We start from the raw sequence: 18523 nt of genomic DNA on the forward strand, positions 1-18523 counted from the left end.
TGCTAAGAAATATATAAGGATAAGATGAGCCTGAGCATAAATAAGCTATCGGCTTCTTTAAAATAAAAAAGCCAGCCCAATTTTGGCTGGCTTTTTTTTATTTATCTGAATGGATTAATGATCATCCCCAGAGAATTTTGTTCTATGGTAGCCTCTAAGATTATAAGAATCTGGATCATCAGAAAATTTAATTGTTAATGAAATCGAATCTGTTACAGCTTTTGAGGAAGGACCTATAGCGCCATTTTTAATGATCTTACCATTTGTAATTGTCATTGTTAATGGTTCATCAGATTCATATTCTCCTACATTAGGGGCATTTTCTGCCGAAAATGTTAGGTCCTGAACGTTCACATTAATTTTAGAAGATACATGCTGACCAGGGCCTGCCCAAAAACCACTTGCATCCATCCACATTTGAGTAGAAGAATTATCTGCGGTATTATAAGTTATAAGCTGATAGTAGCCTCCCTCACCATCTATTTGCACCCACCATTCTCCAGACATGTCCTGAACAGCAGTGCCGCCAATAACTTCATCCTTCTTACATGCAGAAAGCATTATTACAAAAAGTGCTAGTATATATGTATATTTTTTCATGTCTTATGATTTTGATTATTGTTTACTAAATGATCTAACAGCAGGTCCATATCCGGCATTATCCAAAGCCCATGAGTAACTGCCGCCGTTCATTGTTCCAACCGTGGAACTGAAAGCGCCCATAGGTGAACCTTGCGGTGGAATTTGTATTGTCGATCCAGTTGGATTGATTGCCACAACCTTATCTGTATTTCCTACGGCACCGCCAGGGTTTGTAATAAAATAAACTCCTGGAGCTACCTTGGCCCATACCGCAAAAGTAGCAAAACCAGCTCTTTTATAAGTACCCGAATAATCATTCCCGGCAGCATCTGCTTTGGTATCATACACAACAACATATCTAGCCTGTGATGCAGAAAAACCATCAGAGTTTGCGGCAGAATACGTAAGTGTATAAACCGCTGCAGCTGCAGTATTAACTTGTCCGTCGGTCTTAACGTCGATTTCATCTTCACCAACCTTAGCCACAACCCCTGGATCAGTATAAGTCCCACCCTTGGCCACAAACATATATTGGTCGCCATTTACTGTTAATATAGGATAAACAGTAACCTTTGAGATTCCAACCGTTCCTTCAGGATAGTTAAAGGAATCGTCTTTGCATGACAGAAACGTCATGACCAAAATTCCTATAGCAATTATATTTAAATATCTTTTCATGATTCTATTCTAAATTATTAATCAATATCCTATTTTCCCCACCAAACTTTTGTATAGATTGGAACTTCAGCTGGCGTGTTTTTATTTCTATCTCTCGAAGATGCAGGAAAAACTAACCTTTTCGGGAACTTACCAGCTGTAACCCCATTCTTAGCATAAACCCATTCTCCTCTATGATTAGGTAAGGCGGCGTTCTCAGGATCGTAAGACGGATCTGTTGAGTAAACCGGGCTGTTTTTGGGATAACCAGTTCTTTGTTGCTCAAAGAACGCTTCTATAGTATGTCCAGATCTTGGTAGCGAAGCCCATTTTTGAACGATAATTTGCTCTAACTTATCCTCAAACGAGCCTGCGCTTTTATATGCATACTTTCCTCCTGGAGCAATAAATGCCGCACCTCCACTTTGAGACGCTTCTGCAAATGCAGCGGTTACTCCGGCATCATATTTAGCTTTTGCTCCTGAACCGCCAAAATAACGCTCTAACGCCTCAGCCTGCATGAAATAAGATTCTGACTCATTTATAAACCATACTGGATCAGTTGCATCTTGAGCGGCAACTGTTGCAGATGAATATGATGGTTGTTCTTGAGCTGTTGCAGCAAAATCACCCTGATGCATTGCCGTAGGAGTTGCTGTTCCAAAATAAGTAACAGTTCTTAAATCTCCATTTTTAACCAACCAGGTAGTCAGTGTTTTACTTGCTCGGACGTTAGTAGTTGTATTTAATCTTCTGATATTATATTCGTAGAAAGGATTACTATTGTTAGGCGTTCCTTCAAACTCAGCAATACCAGCACTCATTGTTAAAAAGTTAGCTCCATCAGCATAAAGCTTGGTAATTCCAGCCTGCGCTTCAGCTGGCTTTGCATTCACCATTCTTAAATACATTTTTAATTTCAATGTATTCGCAAATTGAACCCAGCTATCCATGTCGCCATTAAATAGAAAATCACCTTTAGCTTGGCTGGTTGTTAGCGGTGCTGAAAAATCTTTAGCCAGGGCTGCATCGATTTCAGCCAATAAAGCAACATAAATACTATAGCCATCATCAAACTTTGGCTGTAGGTTCGCTGCACCTTGGAATGCCTCAGTATAAGGAACTTGGTCGTAAATATCAACTAGTACCTGATAAGTGTAGGCTTTCATAACTGTAGCCATTAAATTGTATCTCCAATCGCTTCTCTCCTGTGCCAGCTTTATAGACAAATTGAAATCGGCAAGTGATCCAGACAACAATCTGTCATAAGGGCCATTCAGATCGACTCTAGTCAAATTATAAGTATCAATTGTTTTGTATTGATTAGAGGCATTTGATTGAGTCCAATACTGAGACCATATGCCTCCAAGTATTGTCAACTCGCCCCCTACAATCCCGGCTGTCCCCATAATTCCCGACGGAAACAACACCTCTGGAGAGGCTTGCTCTATTGGCGGGTTATTAGGATCAACATTTACATCCAATGTTTTCTTACATCCAAACGTTAAGAAAATCAGTGCTGATAAAATCAGTGGTTTATATTGTATATTAATTTTTTTCATCGTTCAAATATTAAAATGTAACTCTTAAGGATGCTCCGAAGAACCTTACTGGAGGAGCCGTTCTAAATTCACCGAACTCACTGGCCAAATCAACACCCTGGTTAGAAACCTCAGGGTCAATTGTTCTGTTCGACTCAGGTAACCAGGTAAGTAGGTTTCTTCCAAAAACAGTAAAAATAGCTCTGTTTGCGCCTATTTTGCCCGCAATAGTTTTCGGCAAGGTGTAGCTTAATGAGGCTTCTCTTAATTTCAGGAATGTTTTATCCAGAATACGGTTACTATATACCATTGCTTTATTTGTTGTTGGATAATAGTAATCATCAATCAAACCTTCTGTAATTGGGGTCGTATTTTCCTCATATCTGATCAGGTTTCCATTCGCATCAGTAATCTTCTGTACTGAGTTAGGAACAATGAAAGGGCGACGATCGTTAAATGTTGATTTAACATCAGCACCAACAAAATTTAACAAATCTGCTGTTCCAGAATAAAATACCCCACCTTTTTGATAGTCGAGCGTAAAGCCTAAACTAAAAGATTTATAGGTAAACATATTTGTTAATCCCATAGAGTAATCTCTTTGGATATTGCCATATTCTTTATTTGTAGCTGCAACTACAGGGAATCCGGTTCCATCTACCACAATCTTTCCATCAGGAGAGTATTCTGGGCCGGGAGCTTGAAAAACACCAAGTGGTTTTCCTTTTATTGCCACTAAATCTGCATCATATGCATTATTAATAATAACCTTATCCAAACCTGCCGGTAGCTCCATAACCATATTGCGCTGCCTGCTAAACGTGTAGGTTAGGTCCCAATTAAAATCAGTTGTTTTAACCGGTTTGATATTCAGTGCTGCCTCAATACCTCTCACCCTAACTTTACCAAAGTTCAAGATCTGGAATAAGTAACCACTTCCAGGATCAATTGGAACAGGTAAAATTTGATCAACCCTTAATCTATTAAAGTAGGCAACATCTAAGCCAATTCTATCAGATAAGAACCTGATATCACCACCAAACTCGTACTCTTTTACACGCTCTGGTTTAAGGTTAACATTATTTAATGTATTTGCAATAGAATATCCTGCCACTCCAGCTACCGGAAATCTAATGTTACCAAAACCTAATGTAACGTTGGTTGCATTTAAAACATCAAAAACCCTGTATGGATCAGTATCACTACCTGTTTCTCCATAACTTGCCCTTAGTTTAAGGAAGCTTATTGGAGTGCTTTTCATATCAAATGCTTCAGAAACAACATATGCCAAACTCGCTGCAGGATAAAAATAACTATTGTTTCCTGTTGCCAATGTTGATGACCAGTCGTTCCTTCCGGCTAAAGTTAAGAAAAGGTTGTTTTTATACCCCAAGGTTGCAGAAGCATAAGCACCAAACAAACGTCTGTGTCTTTCGGTTTCTGTACTAGTTGGCTTATTTGCCGAATTACTAAGACTAAAGAATCCCGGGATGGCCAGATCTTCTACAGCTGTAGTAAGAAAACGCGAACCTCTGTCATTATAGTTAACCCCAACTACTCCGTCTATATCGAAATCAGAGAAGGTTTTTTTGAATATCGCATTAAGTTTAGAGTCATATTCAAAAGTTTTAATAGACTCTTCTATCACTCTACCAACATCTGCAGCTCTTTTAGCACCTTCAACGTTTCCACCATCATTGTAACTACCCAAAGTTGGTGCATTTTTGTTGTGCCATTGTCTATCCCCGGCATTATCAACATCAGCTCCTTGTTGGAATTGTAACTTCAGCCAGTCATTTACAGTAAAGCCAAAATTAACATTCCCATAAATACGGTCATTTTTGTAACGACTACCATTCTCATATATAGAATAGTATGGATTTTCTGCATAAGGAGTAAAGTAGTTGTCTACATTAAAGAACTTGTTTTTATAATCTCTTAGATCTTTAATTGGAATATCCTGCGGAATTTGCAGAATATCTTCATAAAACGAAGAACCAATTCCTGATATACCTTGTCCTTGTGCAACAAATTTTTGTGTTTTAGAAACATAGTTCACAGATCCTTCTATGTTAAAATTGCCAATTACAGTTGCTGCCTTAACACTAAAGTTATTCCTTTTATACGAATCATTATCAGAAGGAAGATAACCGTCACTCATTACATTTCCATAAGAAAAATAATAGGTAGTTTTATCACTTCCCCCACTTAAGGAAATATTACTATTAAACTCTGTTCCGTTTGTTAACGCATCTCTAACATTATTTTTAATGAATGAATACGGTTTTAATAGTTGAGAGTTATCAACTATTGCACCCCAGGTTCTCATTTGCCCATCATACTTAGGACCCCAGTTACCATTTTCAGATTCGATGAATGTACCATCCCATCCCTGACCAAAAGTAGATTGGGGCTTAAATACCGATGCCACTTGCGTAATGGTTGTAGCGTGCGAAAAATCAACAACCATTTTACCTGCTGTACCTTTTTTAGTAGTAATCAAAATTACACCGTTTGATCCTCTTGATCCGTATAACGCTGTAGCGGCAGATCCTTTAAGGATACTCATGCTTTCTACAGAGTTCGGGTTAATATCGTTGGCATTATTACCAAAGTCATAGCTCTCGTCTGATCCAATGCTTGAATTGTCCAAAGGAACCCCATCAATAACATATAGAGGTTGGTTACCCCCGCTTATTGAGGTGTAACCTCTTAGGATAATTTTAGTTGAACCACCTGGTGAACCTGAAGTATTTGATATCGTTACCCCTGCAACTTTACCCTGCAAACCACCCAACATACTTACCGGGGCCGATTTATTAATATCTTCAGATTTAACTGTAGTTTCTGAATAACCGATTGTTTTCTTTGTTTTGCTAATACCCAAGGCTGTTACAACAACCTCTGTTAAGGATTTAGAATCGGATTGTAAAACAACATCAACAGTGTTTCCAGAAGCAGCTACTGTTTGAGAAACGTAGCCCAAGTAAGAGAAAACAAGTTCCGCGGAAGCTGAGGGTACAGACAATGCGTATTTACCATCGCCTCCAGTTTGAGTACCATTTTTTGTGCCTTTAACTACAACAGTTACTCCCGGAAGCGGCTTGCCGTCTTCCTTGTCTGTAACCGTACCAGTAATTGTTCGATTTTGTGCCATAGCAGAGCCTGCTATGAATGCCAAAATGAACAAACTTTGTAAAAGTTTTTTCATAAAAAGTTAGAATTTAGGTTAGTTAATAATGCTTAAATATACGCATTTGATATGCGAGCATAAATAATTTAAGAATAGCCAAATTTAAATGACACAAATATGACACAGAAAACAGATCATGAATATTGAAAAACACAGCTTTTACGAAATTTTATTCTGAATATTAACCAATAAGCACGGAAAATGTTCAAAAAACAAAGTGACATCTCATCTTGCCAAAATATTTAACATATTTTAACACTATATAGTATAAAGTTTAACTAAGGAGATTTATAATTTCAACATAAACAGGCTCATTTTCAATAATATCTAGTTAACCAGAAATACGGCATTGGTAAACATCTGTTTTCCATTTTCCCAGAACGACCTGAAAAGTATATCACTCGCAAGATAAACAACCGTCCCTTTTGAGACCGATTGAATACCGAACAACATCCCGTTATCCAGCTTTTTTAATACGCCTTTCCCCACCACACCAGACATATAACTATTTGATTTTAAGACACCTACACTCCAATCTTTATTCAAAAGCTCATAGATTTTATCATCCGTTTTCAAAGCATAATAATAATCTCCCAAGCCAGCGGAAATTGGGTGGCTTTGATCCAGATTAACTTTAAAAATAGCTCCGGGAATCGTTTCCGACAAATCATCAAGATTGCGTTCTCCATACTTTCTTGCCCCATTAACCTTTATGTCATTTTTTACACTCTCTCTCAACCTAATATTAAAAGGTCTTTTCCCCAGCGTACTTGAAATTGCATCTTCAAACAGAACTACTTTCCCACCGTTTTCAATCCAACTCTCCAATTTCTCGTTAATATCTTCCCCGTAATTACCATCTGGCATAATCAAGGTATTTATCTTATTAATATCCAACTTATCTATGTTATTAGCCGTTATCATGGTAACGGGGTAGTTCAATTCTTGCTCAAAGAAATGCCATGCCTCACCAACACCTTGAGTAGAGATCCCTGTACCTGTTACAATAGCTACTTTAGGTACATTTAGAATAGGATAAACATTTGATCCGAAATCCTTTCCCTTATCTACATAGCCACTTGCAGAAGTATAAACCACAGCATTCAGGTCTTTTTGTATCCTGGCGATCTTAGACGAAAGCCCCTTTACCTGCCGTTCATTCTCTGTTCGGTACACCAACAACGATCCGGCAGGAAACACCTTCGTACCAATAGTAAACGCTTGTTCAGCCGATCTTACCTTAATGTTTGCCCGCTGTAATGCAATAAGCACCTGCGCATCTTCGATCGAATTCCACTTAAAAATCCAGGCATAAGGCTTATCTGCTATTTCAGACTGCTCTTTGGGTTCTTCTAAAGCCGGATAAGTTCCTTTTACAGATTCTTTACTTGCGTATGCTTTTAAACCGTAAACGTATGGCAAAGCCCATGCAGTAATGTCATAGGTATTAGAATCATTAACAGCTGTTTGAGGTTCAAATAACACATTAGCCAAAACAGCTTTGGGCTGCTGCAGATTTACAATCAGGTCATTCCTATCTACCTTAAAGCCTTCTACTTTCTTTGTTTCATAATTATACCCCCGCATGTTCTTATCCAATCCAAACCCATACGCAATGCCATTCTTTTTTAGGAGCTCAGCAAGCTTTTTAACTTTACTCAGGTTTTGGGCTTTCACTATATATGTTTTATAAATACCCGGAGGGTTAGTAACCGCTTTTTCAAAATAGAGTTTGAACTCCTTTACCAGCTTATCGGCATTTTTTGAAACCGTTTCAATAGTAGCCATACCCGTAGTATAATGGTGACTAATCCTTTCCTTAAGCGTAAGCGTATCTCCATCAGTAGTTACTACAGACAGTCCGGCCCCAATTCCCCCTTGTTCATAAGTCATTCCTACTGCACCATTGTACAATGGATACGTATCTCCGTACGATGGATAAAGCAGATCAAAGCGTTCCTTAGTGAAATACTGCCATCCGTTCTCATCAAAATACTTAGCATTGTTTTTCCCAACAGTGACCTGAAACTCACGCTGCCAGGGGGTAACATCCTGATGAATCGGTTCGGCCGCAGGTGCAAAATAATAGGGTTCATTATAACTTTGTTCATGAAAGTCCACATGAACCTCGGGCATCCACTCATGATATAACTTTAGGCGTTGCTGTGTTTCAATTTGTGTTTGCCAGGCCCAGTCTCTGTTTAAATCAAAATAATAATGGTTCGACCTACCACCGGGCCAAGGCTCAGAATGCTCTCTTGCCATTGGGTTAGAATTGGGCTTATGTCCGCTAACCGAGTTAAAATAATTCACATACCTTTCCCTACCATCCGGATTAAGGCATGGATCTATAATTATGACGGTATTCTTTAGCCAGTCTTTAATGTCGCTTGTTTTTGCTTCAGCAAGGTCAAATATGGTTTTCATAGCTGTTTCAGTAGAGCTGGCCTCGTTCCCATGTACATTATAGCTTAACCACAATATAGCCGGCTGTTTACCTTTCTGTGCTGTGAATGATTCTGCCTTACTCAGACTTACATTATATTTCCTGATTTGCTCTAAATCATCTATGTTTTCTTTAGAGGATATCACTGCAACTAACAACTCTCTTCCTTCGTAAGTTTTGCCATAGCTTACAATCTTTATGTTCTTTTCTTTACCACTTATGTACTTAAAATAATCGACAACCTTATCGTGCGATGTAAATTTACTTCCAAGGGCATACCCTAAAAACTCATCCGGAGACTTTGTTTGAGCATCTGCAACACTCAAACCAACAAGCAAAAACAAAAAAGAAAGGAAGAAGTATCTCATATTGATGAATTAAGACTCCAAAATACTAATTTTACCATATTAATTATTCATTTTATCTATGACTGCCATCGAATCCCTTTATCAGCATTATCTAAAGCACCCTGTTATATGTACCGACACAAGGAATATAACTCCCGATTGCTTGTTTTTTGCCCTAAAGGGTGATAATTTTGATGCAAATACTTTTGCAGAGAAAGCACTTACAAACGGTGCTGCCTATGCCATAATAGATAACCTTTCATACAAAACCAGCAAGCAATGCATTTTAGTGCCCGATGTACTGACTACATTGCAAGATCTTGCCAAACATCACCGCTCACAGTTAAATATACCGGTTATAGGTTTAACTGGTAGTAATGGCAAAACAACCACCAAAGAACTAATAAAGGCCGTTCTTTCAGAAAAATATAATGCCTTTGCCACCAAAGGAAACTTAAACAATCATATTGGTGTACCTCTTTCTATTTTATCACTAACAACTGACACCGAGATTGCAGTAATAGAAATGGGCGCCAACCACCAAAAAGAAATAGAGTTTCTGTGCACTATAGCGCAGCCTACTCACGGTTTAATTACCAATGTAGGCATGGCACACTTAGATGGCTTTGGAGGATTTGAAGGTGTTAAAAAAGGAAAAGCAGAACTTTATGCATATTTAAAGAACAATCATGGTTTTGCGTTTATAAATAGAAATAACCACTATCTGTTGGAAATGAGTACTACTGCTGATCTTGATAAGGTTATCTATTACGGCACAGAATCAACAGATACAATATCGGGAAAGCTGATCAAAACAGATCCATTAATTGAAATTTCATGGTCAGACAAAGGGGCCAGCTACCAAACATCTGTTAATCTAACAGGCTCTTACAATTTCGAAAACATATTGGCGGCCATATGCATTGGGGCATTTTTCGATGTTACTCCTTCAGCAATAAACAAAGGTCTTTCCGGATACTACCCTAACAACAATCGCTCACAAATCACAAAAACGGAGAACAATACTGTGATCTGTGATTTTTATAACGCAAACCCGAGCAGTATGACCGCTGCCCTAAATAACGTTTCTCTTTTAACTGCCGACAAAAAAACTGTAATTATCGGAGATATGTTTGAACTGGGCAATGAATCTGCAGAACAGCATGAGCTTATTGCTAAGCAGGCTGAGCAACTTAATGTACAAACACTGATCTTTATTGGAAAGTATTTTTACGCACTAAAGGATAAATATAAAGGGGTTTTCTTTACCGCTCCTTCAGAAGCTCAAGAGTTCTTAAAAACGCACCCTATAAAGGATAATATGATACTTTTAAAGGGATCCCGAGGTATGGCACTTGAGCAGTTGCTTCCCATATTATAGAGAAAAGCGAGACAGAAGTCAATAAAACCATGGCCTCCTCTTTTCAATTGCCTTAAAATTTAAATGTAGTGCACTGGTTTAAATATCTCCATATATTGGGATTCTTTTTACTTATACTATTTCAAGAGATTCCTAAACTATTATAATATTGCATTTGTTGACCTTCGTAATACGATGAAATTTTCAGATAAAGAATTGCATGAAGGCCGATATTATACCCCATACGACTATCTCGCCTCTTTTATTCTGTATAGCTACATACGGATAAGCCCATTTCAAAAAATTGTATAACTATTTTCTAACGTATTAATAAATCTGAATAGGCATTATAAGATATCACTTTTATATCAAGGTCATCTAATTTTTCCAATCCAATTACTTCATCAACGGTACCATGTTGATAAGCTACTTTTACTTTGAACCTAAAAATTGTTTTGTTATTACTTCCTTCGGTTCGCGTTGTATTACTATCCACAATCAAATAGCTTTTATAATTACCAACCTTACGATTAATAAGTTTCACTATTTTACTTACTGCATTTTTCCCTGCTGTATTTACCAATGCACCACTGGTCATTAAATCAAGAGCATCGTAATTATTGTTTGAAATATTATTGTAAAAATTATTGACAACCTGTTTCCCCTCTTGAGTATCGTCAGCTCTATCCACATAAGTACGACTAAATGTGCAAGCCGAGATAGTGAGTCCTATTGCCACTATATATAAAAGCAATACCCTTTGTATTTTTAAGTTCATCGTATAACAAATCTATTATTAATTATCCTTCCCCTCAATAGTCACCAAAACATTTCGTCTAAATAATTCAATTATCATCGAATTCTTTCTCTTAACCAGTGAATCACCTATTTGAATTCTGTTATGATCAAAATTCCAATCAGGATCAAAAAGATAATATTCAACACCGTTTATTGAGACATAGGCCTGCCCTTTGATATTATATCTAACACTATCAACCTTTCCATTAAATTGATAGTTAAGCGTTTCGGATCTGCCTGTATGCCCTATGTAGATTACTCCTATGGTCATCAATATGACAAAAGAAATAAAAAAAATTAGAACAACTTTAGTATAATTTTTACTATAAATCATCGTAAAAGTACTGCTCCTCACAGAGTGATTAACCTGAGGGTTTTGATTTGCAATACGAGGACATAAATACTTGGTATAATAAAAAAGATGGATTATTTTTTTTATTATAAAGGCGATGCTACCTTTTTCAAGATTATTACTTTCAACATTTTTTGAGAGCATTTTTCATGAAGATTAAGCGCTAGTTAAACCTAATACTTATTTCACAAAAAACAAAATTAAAGCAATAGATTTTTAACATATTTTGAATGTTTATAAAAACTGTACTCTACTGATAAATAGATACCTTTATTCCCACATCACTGATCTCAGCAAGCGGATTATCCCGCATATTCTGCTCTATTTCCAACTGATATTTACCGGCAGCAGGGAATTTATAGTTGGTAAGCAAAGGCAAATTATAGGTAAACAAATTACCTGAACCCGAACCGTTCCACTGCCCATCGGGCTGCGCTAACCTATATTCATACCGTCTGGTGTGCTTATTTTGTCCCGCTCCACTCATGTGAAATAGAACAAAAATATTTGAATACCTGTAATCGGCTGTAAGGCGCAATTTAAAATAGATATTATAAGGCTTACTGCTATCCGTAATTTCAACTAATGTTTTAACCTTATTTGGATAACTCCAGTTACGTGCAGGCATAGACATGTTGCTGTCCATGAGCGTATTGGTATCGCATCCGCTAAAAAAGAAAACGATTAAAACTGAGGACAGCAGTAAAACTTTAAAATTATTCATCCTTAGGCTTTTCCTTTTGTTTTTTCCTCCGGTTATTGTTTCTATTTCTATTCCTGTTTGCCGATGGCTGACCAGTGGCCGCACCAGGTTGTTCATTGATCGTACCTTCGGCCGCTTGAACTATTGGCTTATTAACTGGTTTAGGCTGTTGACCTTTTTTCGGATGCTGAACCGGCTTTGCTCCCTGTGCAGGCTTAGGCCCTTTCTCTGGTCTGGCACCTTGTACAGCTGGCTTAGGCCCCTGTGCAGGTTTAGCATTTTGAGGAGGTCTTGGTCCCTTTTCAGGTCTGTTTCCGCTATTTCTATTTTCGTTGGCCTTGTTAGGATTATTTCTATTGTTCTTGTTGCCTTTATTTCTAGGCTTATCGTCTAAACGGGTTAAACTATCCTGCCCAACAACATTTTCGTAATCAGGTATTTTCTCTACAACAGCTACCGGAGTTAATTCAACAGCCTCTTCTTTAAGATTAATTGGTTTTTGCCCACGTTTATTCATTGCCATGATTTCTTTTACACGGTCAACTTTTAGCGGAATCCAATCCTCTGTATTAGGATAACTGAACCACATAATCTTTTTAAAGATGTCAGTTTTTTGGTGGCGGGCAACGCCAATTTCAGTTTGCAGGCTTTCAATACGATCAGGAATGTCTTTTAAAGCATCTAAATAGGTATCCAGTTCATAATTTAAACAGCATTTTAACTTGCCACATTGCCCTGCAAGCTTTAAAGTATTTAAAGAAAGGTTCTGATATCTGGCCGCAGCTGTTGATACCGTTTTGAAATTGGTTAACCATGTAGAACAGCAAAGTTCGCGACCACAAGACCCAATTCCTCCTAACCTTCCGGCTTCCTGACGCATTCCAATCTGGCGCATTTCAATCCGGATTCTAAACGTTTCGGCCATCTTTTTAATCAGCTCCCTAAAGTCAACACGACCCTCTGCGGTATAAAAAAACGTAGCCTTAGTTTTATCTCCCTGATAATCAACATCGCTGATTTTCATAGATAGACGTAAATCTAAAGCAAGGGTACGTGCTTTATGCATGGTTTCCCATTCCAAAGCCTTAGCGATCTTCCATTTTTCAACGTCTGCTTCAGTAGCTTTTCTGTAAACTTTTCTGGTTACCTGATCAATAGTTGCTTTACGGCGTTTCATTTGCATGCGTACCAATTCTCCCGTTAAGGAAACATGGCCGATATCATAACCGCCGGTAGGGCCCTCAACAGCAATTAACTCACCTATTTCTAGGTAGATGTTCTCGCTATTCAGGAAAAATTCTTTCCTGGCACCCTTAAATTTAACTTCTATTACTTGAAAAGGTATATAATTTGAAGGCATGTCAAGATTAGACAGCCAGTCGTAAACTTCCATTTTTCCGCATCCTCCAGTAAGGCAAGAGCCATTACTTTTGCAACCCGAGGGGGCACATCCGCCACCTGTAGAACAACTTCCACATCCCATAATTAACTATATATATATTGAGTCCCTTTCGGGAGCGTTTTAAACTTAATTATTTTTACTAGTTGTAAAGATACATCTAAAAACAGAATTTTAGGATTTGCATTTCTCTCGATATGATAATGCGCCTTTTCCAATTCCGAAATAATGGCATCTGCCATACTTAGATTAAGTACGTGGGTCGATAACCTTTTAGCCGTGTCCATAGCTGAACCGGGCAGCTTAACCAGCTCTTCTGCACCACTTAACAACAGGCTGCATTCTCTTAAAAAGCTAATCCCGTACTTTAAAAAATTCTTTTGATTTTCTCTTCCCCAGCCCGCAATCTGATCTACAAAATTGGTTAAGTCCAAAACCCTGTTGCCGTAACCCATCCTTAACCATTCGGCAAATTTATCGGCATTTTCATTTTGCGTATTGGCCACCAATTGCTTGGCTTCAATCAAATTCCCATCTGCGAGAAAGCTATATTCTGTAGCCTGATTTTCCGACAAGCCAAATTCATCCATCAAATAACTTTCAACAGTAGCATGTGGCAGTTTAGGAATTTTAACAATCTGCGTCCGCGACAACAGGGTAGAAAGAATCTGTTCCTGGTTGTTTGCAACTAAAATAAACAGGGTATTTTGCGGTGGTTCTTCAATAATCTTTAATAAGGAGTTTCCTTCTTTATCCAGATATTCGGGCAGCCACATGATCAGTACTTTCGTCTCAGCTTCAAAAGCTTTATAACTTAATTTTTTGATGATATCATGACACTCGGCAATGTTAATATTTGCCTGTTTATTCTCCGCACTTAATTTGGATCGCCAAATATCCATGTCAAAATAAGGATCGGCAAGCACCATACTGCGCCATTCATCTAAAACATCTACTGCTGTTCTTACATCTTTAGAAGCAAAAAACGGGTAAGAAAAATGCAAGTCAGGGTGAATATATCTTTCATATTTTCTGCACGAAGAACATTCGCCGCAGCTATCATCAGCCTGTTTATCAAGACAGTTAATGTATTGAGCATAGGCAATTGCCAAAGGCAAAGCACCACTTCCTTCTGACGAAAGAAACAACTGCGCATGACTTATCCTATTCTCAGCAAATGTTTGTATCAACTGCTGTTTTATAGCTTCCTGACCTATGATATTCTTAAACTGCATTTGGTGCAAAATAGCAAAATTTTAAGACTTGGCTATAACAGCTATTAAAGTTGACAAAATACCTGCATACAATGTTGCTGGTTCGACGCTAGTTCGAGACAGATTTGAGTTTGCTTCGGGTAAAAGTACCTGTTTCCCGAAGCAAACCCGAATCTAGCCCCAATCTGTCCTACATTAGCCCAAGCTCAGGTACCTCCCGGATTTTATTATCTTTGCCCACATGCCCAGAATTTTAGCATTTGATTATGGAACCAAGCGTATCGGACTAGCCGTTACAGACCCCCTGCAAATTATTGCAACAGGGCTCGATACCATACACCCCAAAGACGCTATAGAATATCTGAAAAAATATCTTTTAACAGAACAGGTAGAAGCCTTTGTTTTTGGCGATCCAAAGCAAATGGATGGTTCTCCTTCTGAGTCTGCTCAGCATGTAAAAGGCTTTGCCAGAACCTTAAAAAGAACCTTTCCTGATATCCCCCAACATTGGATTGATGAGCGGTTTACTTCTAAACTAGCCCATCAAGCAATTATGCAAAGCGGATTAAAAAAACAAGACCGGCAAAATAAAGAGCGCGTAGATACCATCTCGGCTACTATTATTTTGCAATATTTTATGGAACAGCACCGTTTATAGATTGCATTTATTAAAATTATATGAGCTTAATCAGCGATGACATGCAGCAGCTCTTGCTTAATTACTGTGAACCAGAAAGCGAGTTGCTGCAAAAAATAGATAGAGAGACCAATTTAAAAGTGCTGATGCCACGCATGCTTTCAGGCCATTATCAGGGACGGGTGCTTAGCTTTTTAAGTAAAATGGTAAGCCCTAAGCGAATTTTAGAAATCGGCACCTTTACCGGCTATGCCACCCTTTGCCTTGCTGAAGGATTAACAGAGACAGGAATTATTTATACACTGGATATAAATGAGGAGCTCGAAGACATGGTACGCCATAACTTTGCTCAATCTGACTATAACAGCAAAATAAAATACATTCTTGGCGATGCAACCCAAACTGTGAATTCATTGGAAGAAACCTTCGACCTTGTGTTTATTGATGCTGATAAGAAAAACAATGGCACTTACTATGATCTTGTTTTCAACAGAATCAGGCCTGGTGGGCTTATTATAGTGGATAATGTGCTATGGAGTGGAAAAGTACTGAACACCAATCAGGATAAAGACACTAAAAATATCACTACATTTAATGACAAAATTGCGGCAGATGACCGTGTAGAAAAACTCATTTTGCCTGTTAGAGATGGGTTATTTATCATCAGAAAAAAATAAGGTATGTTTAAATCATTACTGTTAGTTTGGCTTAGTGCTATCTCCATAACATTTAGTGTAGGCGCCCAAACCACAGCAGAATATATTGCAGAGCATGCTGAATATGCTCAAACACTGATGCGGGAACATAAAATACCTGCCAGTGTTATTCTTGCTGTTGCCATACACGAATCAGCATCTGGTACAAGTAAAATTGCCCGATACCTTAACAATCATTTCGGGATCAAAGGCGCGAACAGCAATACCGAAATCCGTTCATCCTATAAGGGTTATCCTTCTGTTCAGAAGTCTTATGATAGCTTTCTGGAATTCTTAAAAAGCCGATCGTCCTTTACTTCACTTTTCGAGAAATATGACCAGTTTGATTACAGAAACTGGGCCAGAGGTATACAGCGTGGTGGCTATGCCAGAAGCAGAACATGGGCATCACAGATCATTGGGATCATTAAAAAAAATGACCTTTCCCAATACGATGAACGGCCCGACGATTATGTTGAACCACCTGCACCTGTCGTTGCCACCAGATCCAGATCAGCAAAAACCTCAAGATCAACATATACGGTTAAAAGAGGCGATAGCCTGAATAAAATAGCAAAATTGAGGGGAACAACCGCAGCCTCACTAATGAAAAAAAATGGGTTAAAAGGCGCTGCACTTAAACCCGGACAAAAACTTAGACTATAATGAACAAAAGAATAATCATCCTGGCCTCCGCAGTGCTATTTTTTTCTGCCTGTAAAACAAAAAAGTACAGTCGCAACAATAAAGCAATCGAAAAAGCTGCAGACAAAGCAAACCCGGAATATAAATCGCGTACTACAGTAATGTATATCGATGAATTTAAAGGCGTAGCAATTGAAGAGATGAATAAATATGGCATTCCGGCAAGTATTACACTTGCCCAGGGCATTATTGAATCGGGAAGTGGGAATAGCAGTTTAGCAAAATATGCGAACAACCACTTTGGCATCAAATGTACTTCTGAATGGAAAGGAAAGGGATATTATAAAGACGACGATAAGGCTAATGACTGTTTTCGGGTTTATAAAGATGCCAGAGAATCTTACAGGGATCATTCTGAATTCTTAAGAAGAAAGCGTTACAGTGCTCTTTTTGAGCTTGATAAAAACGATTATAAAAACTGGGCTGTAGGTTTAAAACAAGCTGGCTATGCTACAAACCCTAAGTATCCGGATCTGCTGATAAATACTATCGAAAAGTATCAGTTATATTTTTATGATCTGCCAGAATCTGAGAATGAAAAACTAAAACGCGAAGACCGTGTTTTCTCAGAAATCAACGCGAACATCCCTCAGGAAAAGAAAAAATTCACCCCTGTGGCTACACCTCCTTCAAAACAAGTAATTAAAACTCCTGATACATTAAAAATAAGTACCCCTGCTGTAGTAATTAACACTCCTGATCCTGTTGGCTCAACAACCCTGGAGAATCCTTACACGGTAAAACAGGGAGACACCCTTTACAACATATCAAAACGCTTTAACATCTCAGTGGACGATATAAAARCACTGAACAACCTTGCAGACACGGGCATTAAGATTGGGCAAAAGCTTGTGTTAGTTAAATAATGTTAATGTTTATTAAGCGCAGATAGTTATCTTGTAGTTTTGTATCTCCAATGAGATTTTTTAGCCTGTTATTACTCCTTTATTGCATTGCGCTTACTGCAACTGCCCAAACCAATACGGTAAAAGGCTTTGTGGTCGACAAAGATTCCAAACTCCGCCTGGCTAAAGTATACATCTACAACGCCAGCAAAGACGAAGGGATTTACAATACCCCAAAGGGCGAGTTTTCTATAAATGCTGCCGTAGGCGACACGCTGTATGCAGTATTGCAAGGTTATGCGGTCGATACGCTTATTCATAATGGTCAGAAAGCAGTGTACTTTCAATTGAAATCGCTAGGAATTAACTTACGTGAGGTATCTATTACCGGCCGAAAATATACTCCTAAAGAATCGCACGCCAATACATTAAAAGAGTATAAGTATGCGCTGGACAAGGGTAAAGCAAAAGATTTGCTTAATCTTGGATTGGGAGGCGCAGGTTTGGGTATTGATGCAATTTACAATCTGCTCAGCAGAGATGGTAAAAATGCCCGCCATCTTCAAAAAATACTTGAGCGGGATTACCATGAGGCGATTATAGATTATAGGTTTACGCCAGATTATGTTAAGAAGGTACTGCAATTAGGCGACTATGAAATGGAAGATTTTATGCAACAATACCGACCTACTTATCAATTCGTTTTAACCGCTTCAGATTATGCTTTTGTTGTATATTTAAGGAACAGCTATGCCAGCTATAAGCGGAATCCGGCTGCTTTTAGATTACAACCACTCCCTAAAATAAAAGTAGAAGAGTTTTGAGGCCCTTCTTTCTCATATTATCCAAACTACCGGCCAATGCAATGGCTATTTTCCCTTTCATCATTCTAAAAAACAAGACGCTAAAGGTTGATAAGGTATTAATTAATCATGAGCGGATACATTTTAGACAACAGCTTGAGTTGCTTATTCTTCCTTTTTATTTTTTGTATTTACTAATGTACCTGATCAATCTGATCAGATATAAAAATCATTATTTAGCTTATT

16 protein-coding genes are annotated in these 18523 nt (G+C 38.2%); 6 read left to right on the forward strand and 10 right to left on the reverse strand.

Annotated elements, in window-relative coordinates:
• Positions 1 to 114: 114 nt before the first annotated feature.
• From AC1DG9_RS00095 to AC1DG9_RS00115, 5 genes are all read right to left on the reverse strand, one after another.
• Positions 115 to 600 (reverse strand): lipid-binding protein, encoded by a 486-nt coding sequence (locus AC1DG9_RS00095; protein ID WP_048908074.1) that lies wholly within the window; start codon positions 598 to 600, stop codon positions 115 to 117.
• 15 nt (positions 601 to 615) lie between these two features.
• Positions 616 to 1260 (reverse strand): immunoglobulin-like domain-containing protein, encoded by a 645-nt coding sequence (locus AC1DG9_RS00100; protein WP_288881417.1) that lies wholly within the window; start codon positions 1258 to 1260, stop codon positions 616 to 618.
• Between the two features lie 29 nt (positions 1261 to 1289).
• Positions 1290 to 2801 (reverse strand): SusD/RagB family nutrient-binding outer membrane lipoprotein, encoded by a 1512-nt coding sequence (locus AC1DG9_RS00105; protein WP_288881415.1) that lies wholly within the window; start codon positions 2799 to 2801, stop codon positions 1290 to 1292.
• Positions 2802 to 2811: 10 nt separating this feature from the next.
• A complete protein-coding gene (locus tag AC1DG9_RS00110; protein ID WP_288881413.1) occupies positions 2812 to 5991 on the reverse strand; it encodes a SusC/RagA family TonB-linked outer membrane protein in 3180 nt (1059 codons plus the stop codon).
• 309 nt (positions 5992 to 6300) lie between these two features.
• Positions 6301 to 8787, reverse strand: a complete 2487-nt coding sequence (locus AC1DG9_RS00115; protein ID WP_288881410.1) for a M14 family metallopeptidase — start codon at positions 8785 to 8787, stop codon at positions 6301 to 6303.
• A 58-nt stretch (positions 8788 to 8845) separates the two neighbouring features.
• On the opposite strand from AC1DG9_RS00115, the gene AC1DG9_RS00120 reads away from it, so the two are divergent.
• Entirely contained in the window at positions 8846 to 10147 is a 1302-nt protein-coding gene (locus tag AC1DG9_RS00120) for a UDP-N-acetylmuramoyl-tripeptide--D-alanyl-D-alanine ligase (protein ID WP_288881408.1), read from the forward strand.
• Between the two features lie 298 nt (positions 10148 to 10445).
• Here the strand turns inward: AC1DG9_RS00120 and AC1DG9_RS00125 are convergent, their stop codons facing one another.
• From AC1DG9_RS00125 to AC1DG9_RS00145, 5 genes are all read right to left on the reverse strand, one after another.
• On the reverse strand, positions 10446 to 10904 hold the full coding sequence (locus AC1DG9_RS00125; protein ID WP_337717111.1) for a hypothetical protein: 459 nt from the start codon (positions 10902 to 10904) through the stop codon (positions 10446 to 10448).
• A gap of 18 nt (positions 10905 to 10922) precedes the next feature.
• The gene (locus tag AC1DG9_RS00130) at positions 10923 to 11195 is read right to left on the reverse strand and encodes a hypothetical protein (protein WP_337717108.1); all 273 of its coding nucleotides are present in this window, start codon (positions 11193 to 11195) and stop codon (positions 10923 to 10925) included.
• A gap of 331 nt (positions 11196 to 11526) precedes the next feature.
• Complete coding sequence (locus tag AC1DG9_RS00135; RefSeq protein ID WP_288881402.1) at positions 11527 to 12000, reverse strand: gliding motility lipoprotein GldH; 474 nt, start codon at positions 11998 to 12000, stop codon at positions 11527 to 11529.
• Entirely contained in the window at positions 11993 to 13462 is a 1470-nt protein-coding gene (locus AC1DG9_RS00140) for a PSP1 domain-containing protein (RefSeq protein WP_288881399.1), read from the reverse strand. The genes AC1DG9_RS00135 and AC1DG9_RS00140 overlap by 8 nt, the downstream gene beginning before the upstream one ends.
• Positions 13463 to 13464: 2 nt before the next feature.
• Entirely contained in the window at positions 13465 to 14613 is a 1149-nt protein-coding gene (locus AC1DG9_RS00145; RefSeq protein ID WP_337717107.1) for a DNA polymerase III subunit, read from the reverse strand.
• A gap of 220 nt (positions 14614 to 14833) precedes the next feature.
• Here AC1DG9_RS00145 and ruvX point away from each other — a divergent pair, with 220 nt between their 5' ends.
• The 5 genes from ruvX to AC1DG9_RS00170 are packed head-to-tail and all read left to right on the forward strand — an operon-like array spanning position 14834 to position 18298.
• On the forward strand, positions 14834 to 15250 hold the full coding sequence (gene ruvX, locus AC1DG9_RS00150; protein ID WP_337717105.1) for a Holliday junction resolvase RuvX: 417 nt from the start codon (positions 14834 to 14836) through the stop codon (positions 15248 to 15250).
• Positions 15251 to 15270: 20 nt separating this feature from the next.
• Positions 15271 to 15906: an O-methyltransferase gene (locus AC1DG9_RS00155; RefSeq protein ID WP_337717103.1), complete on the forward strand. Its 636-nt coding sequence runs from the start codon at positions 15271 to 15273 to the stop codon at positions 15904 to 15906.
• 3 nt (positions 15907 to 15909) lie between these two features.
• Positions 15910 to 16590 (forward strand): glucosaminidase domain-containing protein, encoded by a 681-nt coding sequence (locus tag AC1DG9_RS00160; protein WP_288881390.1) that lies wholly within the window; start codon positions 15910 to 15912, stop codon positions 16588 to 16590.
• Complete coding sequence (locus tag AC1DG9_RS00165; RefSeq protein ID WP_477634204.1) at positions 16590 to 17495, forward strand: glucosaminidase domain-containing protein; 906 nt, start codon at positions 16590 to 16592, stop codon at positions 17493 to 17495. The genes AC1DG9_RS00160 and AC1DG9_RS00165 overlap by 1 nt, the downstream gene beginning before the upstream one ends.
• 50 nt (positions 17496 to 17545) lie before the next feature.
• The gene (locus AC1DG9_RS00170; RefSeq protein WP_172662388.1) at positions 17546 to 18298 is read left to right on the forward strand and encodes a hypothetical protein; all 753 of its coding nucleotides are present in this window, start codon (positions 17546 to 17548) and stop codon (positions 18296 to 18298) included.
• Positions 18299 to 18523 lie beyond the last annotated feature (225 nt).

Source organism: Pedobacter sp. 05L430, assembly GCF_056397585.1.

Coding starts and splice junctions, on each gene's coding strand:
- AC1DG9_RS00170 (WP_172662388.1), top strand. CDS start 17,546: ATGAGATTTTTTAGCCTGTTATTACTCCTTTATTGCATTGCGCTTACT.
- AC1DG9_RS00140 (WP_288881399.1), bottom strand. CDS start 13,462: ATGGGATGTGGAAGTTGTTCTACAGGTGGCGGATGTGCCCCCTCGGGT.
- AC1DG9_RS00095 (WP_048908074.1), bottom strand. CDS start 600: ATGAAAAAATATACATATATACTAGCACTTTTTGTAATAATGCTTTCT.
- ruvX (WP_337717105.1), top strand. CDS start 14,834: ATGCCCAGAATTTTAGCATTTGATTATGGAACCAAGCGTATCGGACTA.
- AC1DG9_RS00110 (WP_288881413.1), bottom strand. CDS start 5,991: ATGAAAAAACTTTTACAAAGTTTGTTCATTTTGGCATTCATAGCAGGC.
- AC1DG9_RS00120 (WP_288881408.1), top strand. CDS start 8,846: ATGACTGCCATCGAATCCCTTTATCAGCATTATCTAAAGCACCCTGTT.
- AC1DG9_RS00145 (WP_337717107.1), bottom strand. CDS start 14,613: ATGCAGTTTAAGAATATCATAGGTCAGGAAGCTATAAAACAGCAGTTG.
- AC1DG9_RS00130 (WP_337717108.1), bottom strand. CDS start 11,195: ATGACCATAGGAGTAATCTACATAGGGCATACAGGCAGATCCGAAACG.
- AC1DG9_RS00100 (WP_288881417.1), bottom strand. CDS start 1,260: ATGAAAAGATATTTAAATATAATTGCTATAGGAATTTTGGTCATGACG.
- AC1DG9_RS00135 (WP_288881402.1), bottom strand. CDS start 12,000: ATGAATAATTTTAAAGTTTTACTGCTGTCCTCAGTTTTAATCGTTTTC.
- AC1DG9_RS00155 (WP_337717103.1), top strand. CDS start 15,271: ATGAGCTTAATCAGCGATGACATGCAGCAGCTCTTGCTTAATTACTGT.
- AC1DG9_RS00160 (WP_288881390.1), top strand. CDS start 15,910: ATGTTTAAATCATTACTGTTAGTTTGGCTTAGTGCTATCTCCATAACA.
- AC1DG9_RS00115 (WP_288881410.1), bottom strand. CDS start 8,787: ATGAGATACTTCTTCCTTTCTTTTTTGTTTTTGCTTGTTGGTTTGAGT.
- AC1DG9_RS00125 (WP_337717111.1), bottom strand. CDS start 10,904: ATGAACTTAAAAATACAAAGGGTATTGCTTTTATATATAGTGGCAATA.
- AC1DG9_RS00105 (WP_288881415.1), bottom strand. CDS start 2,801: ATGAAAAAAATTAATATACAATATAAACCACTGATTTTATCAGCACTG.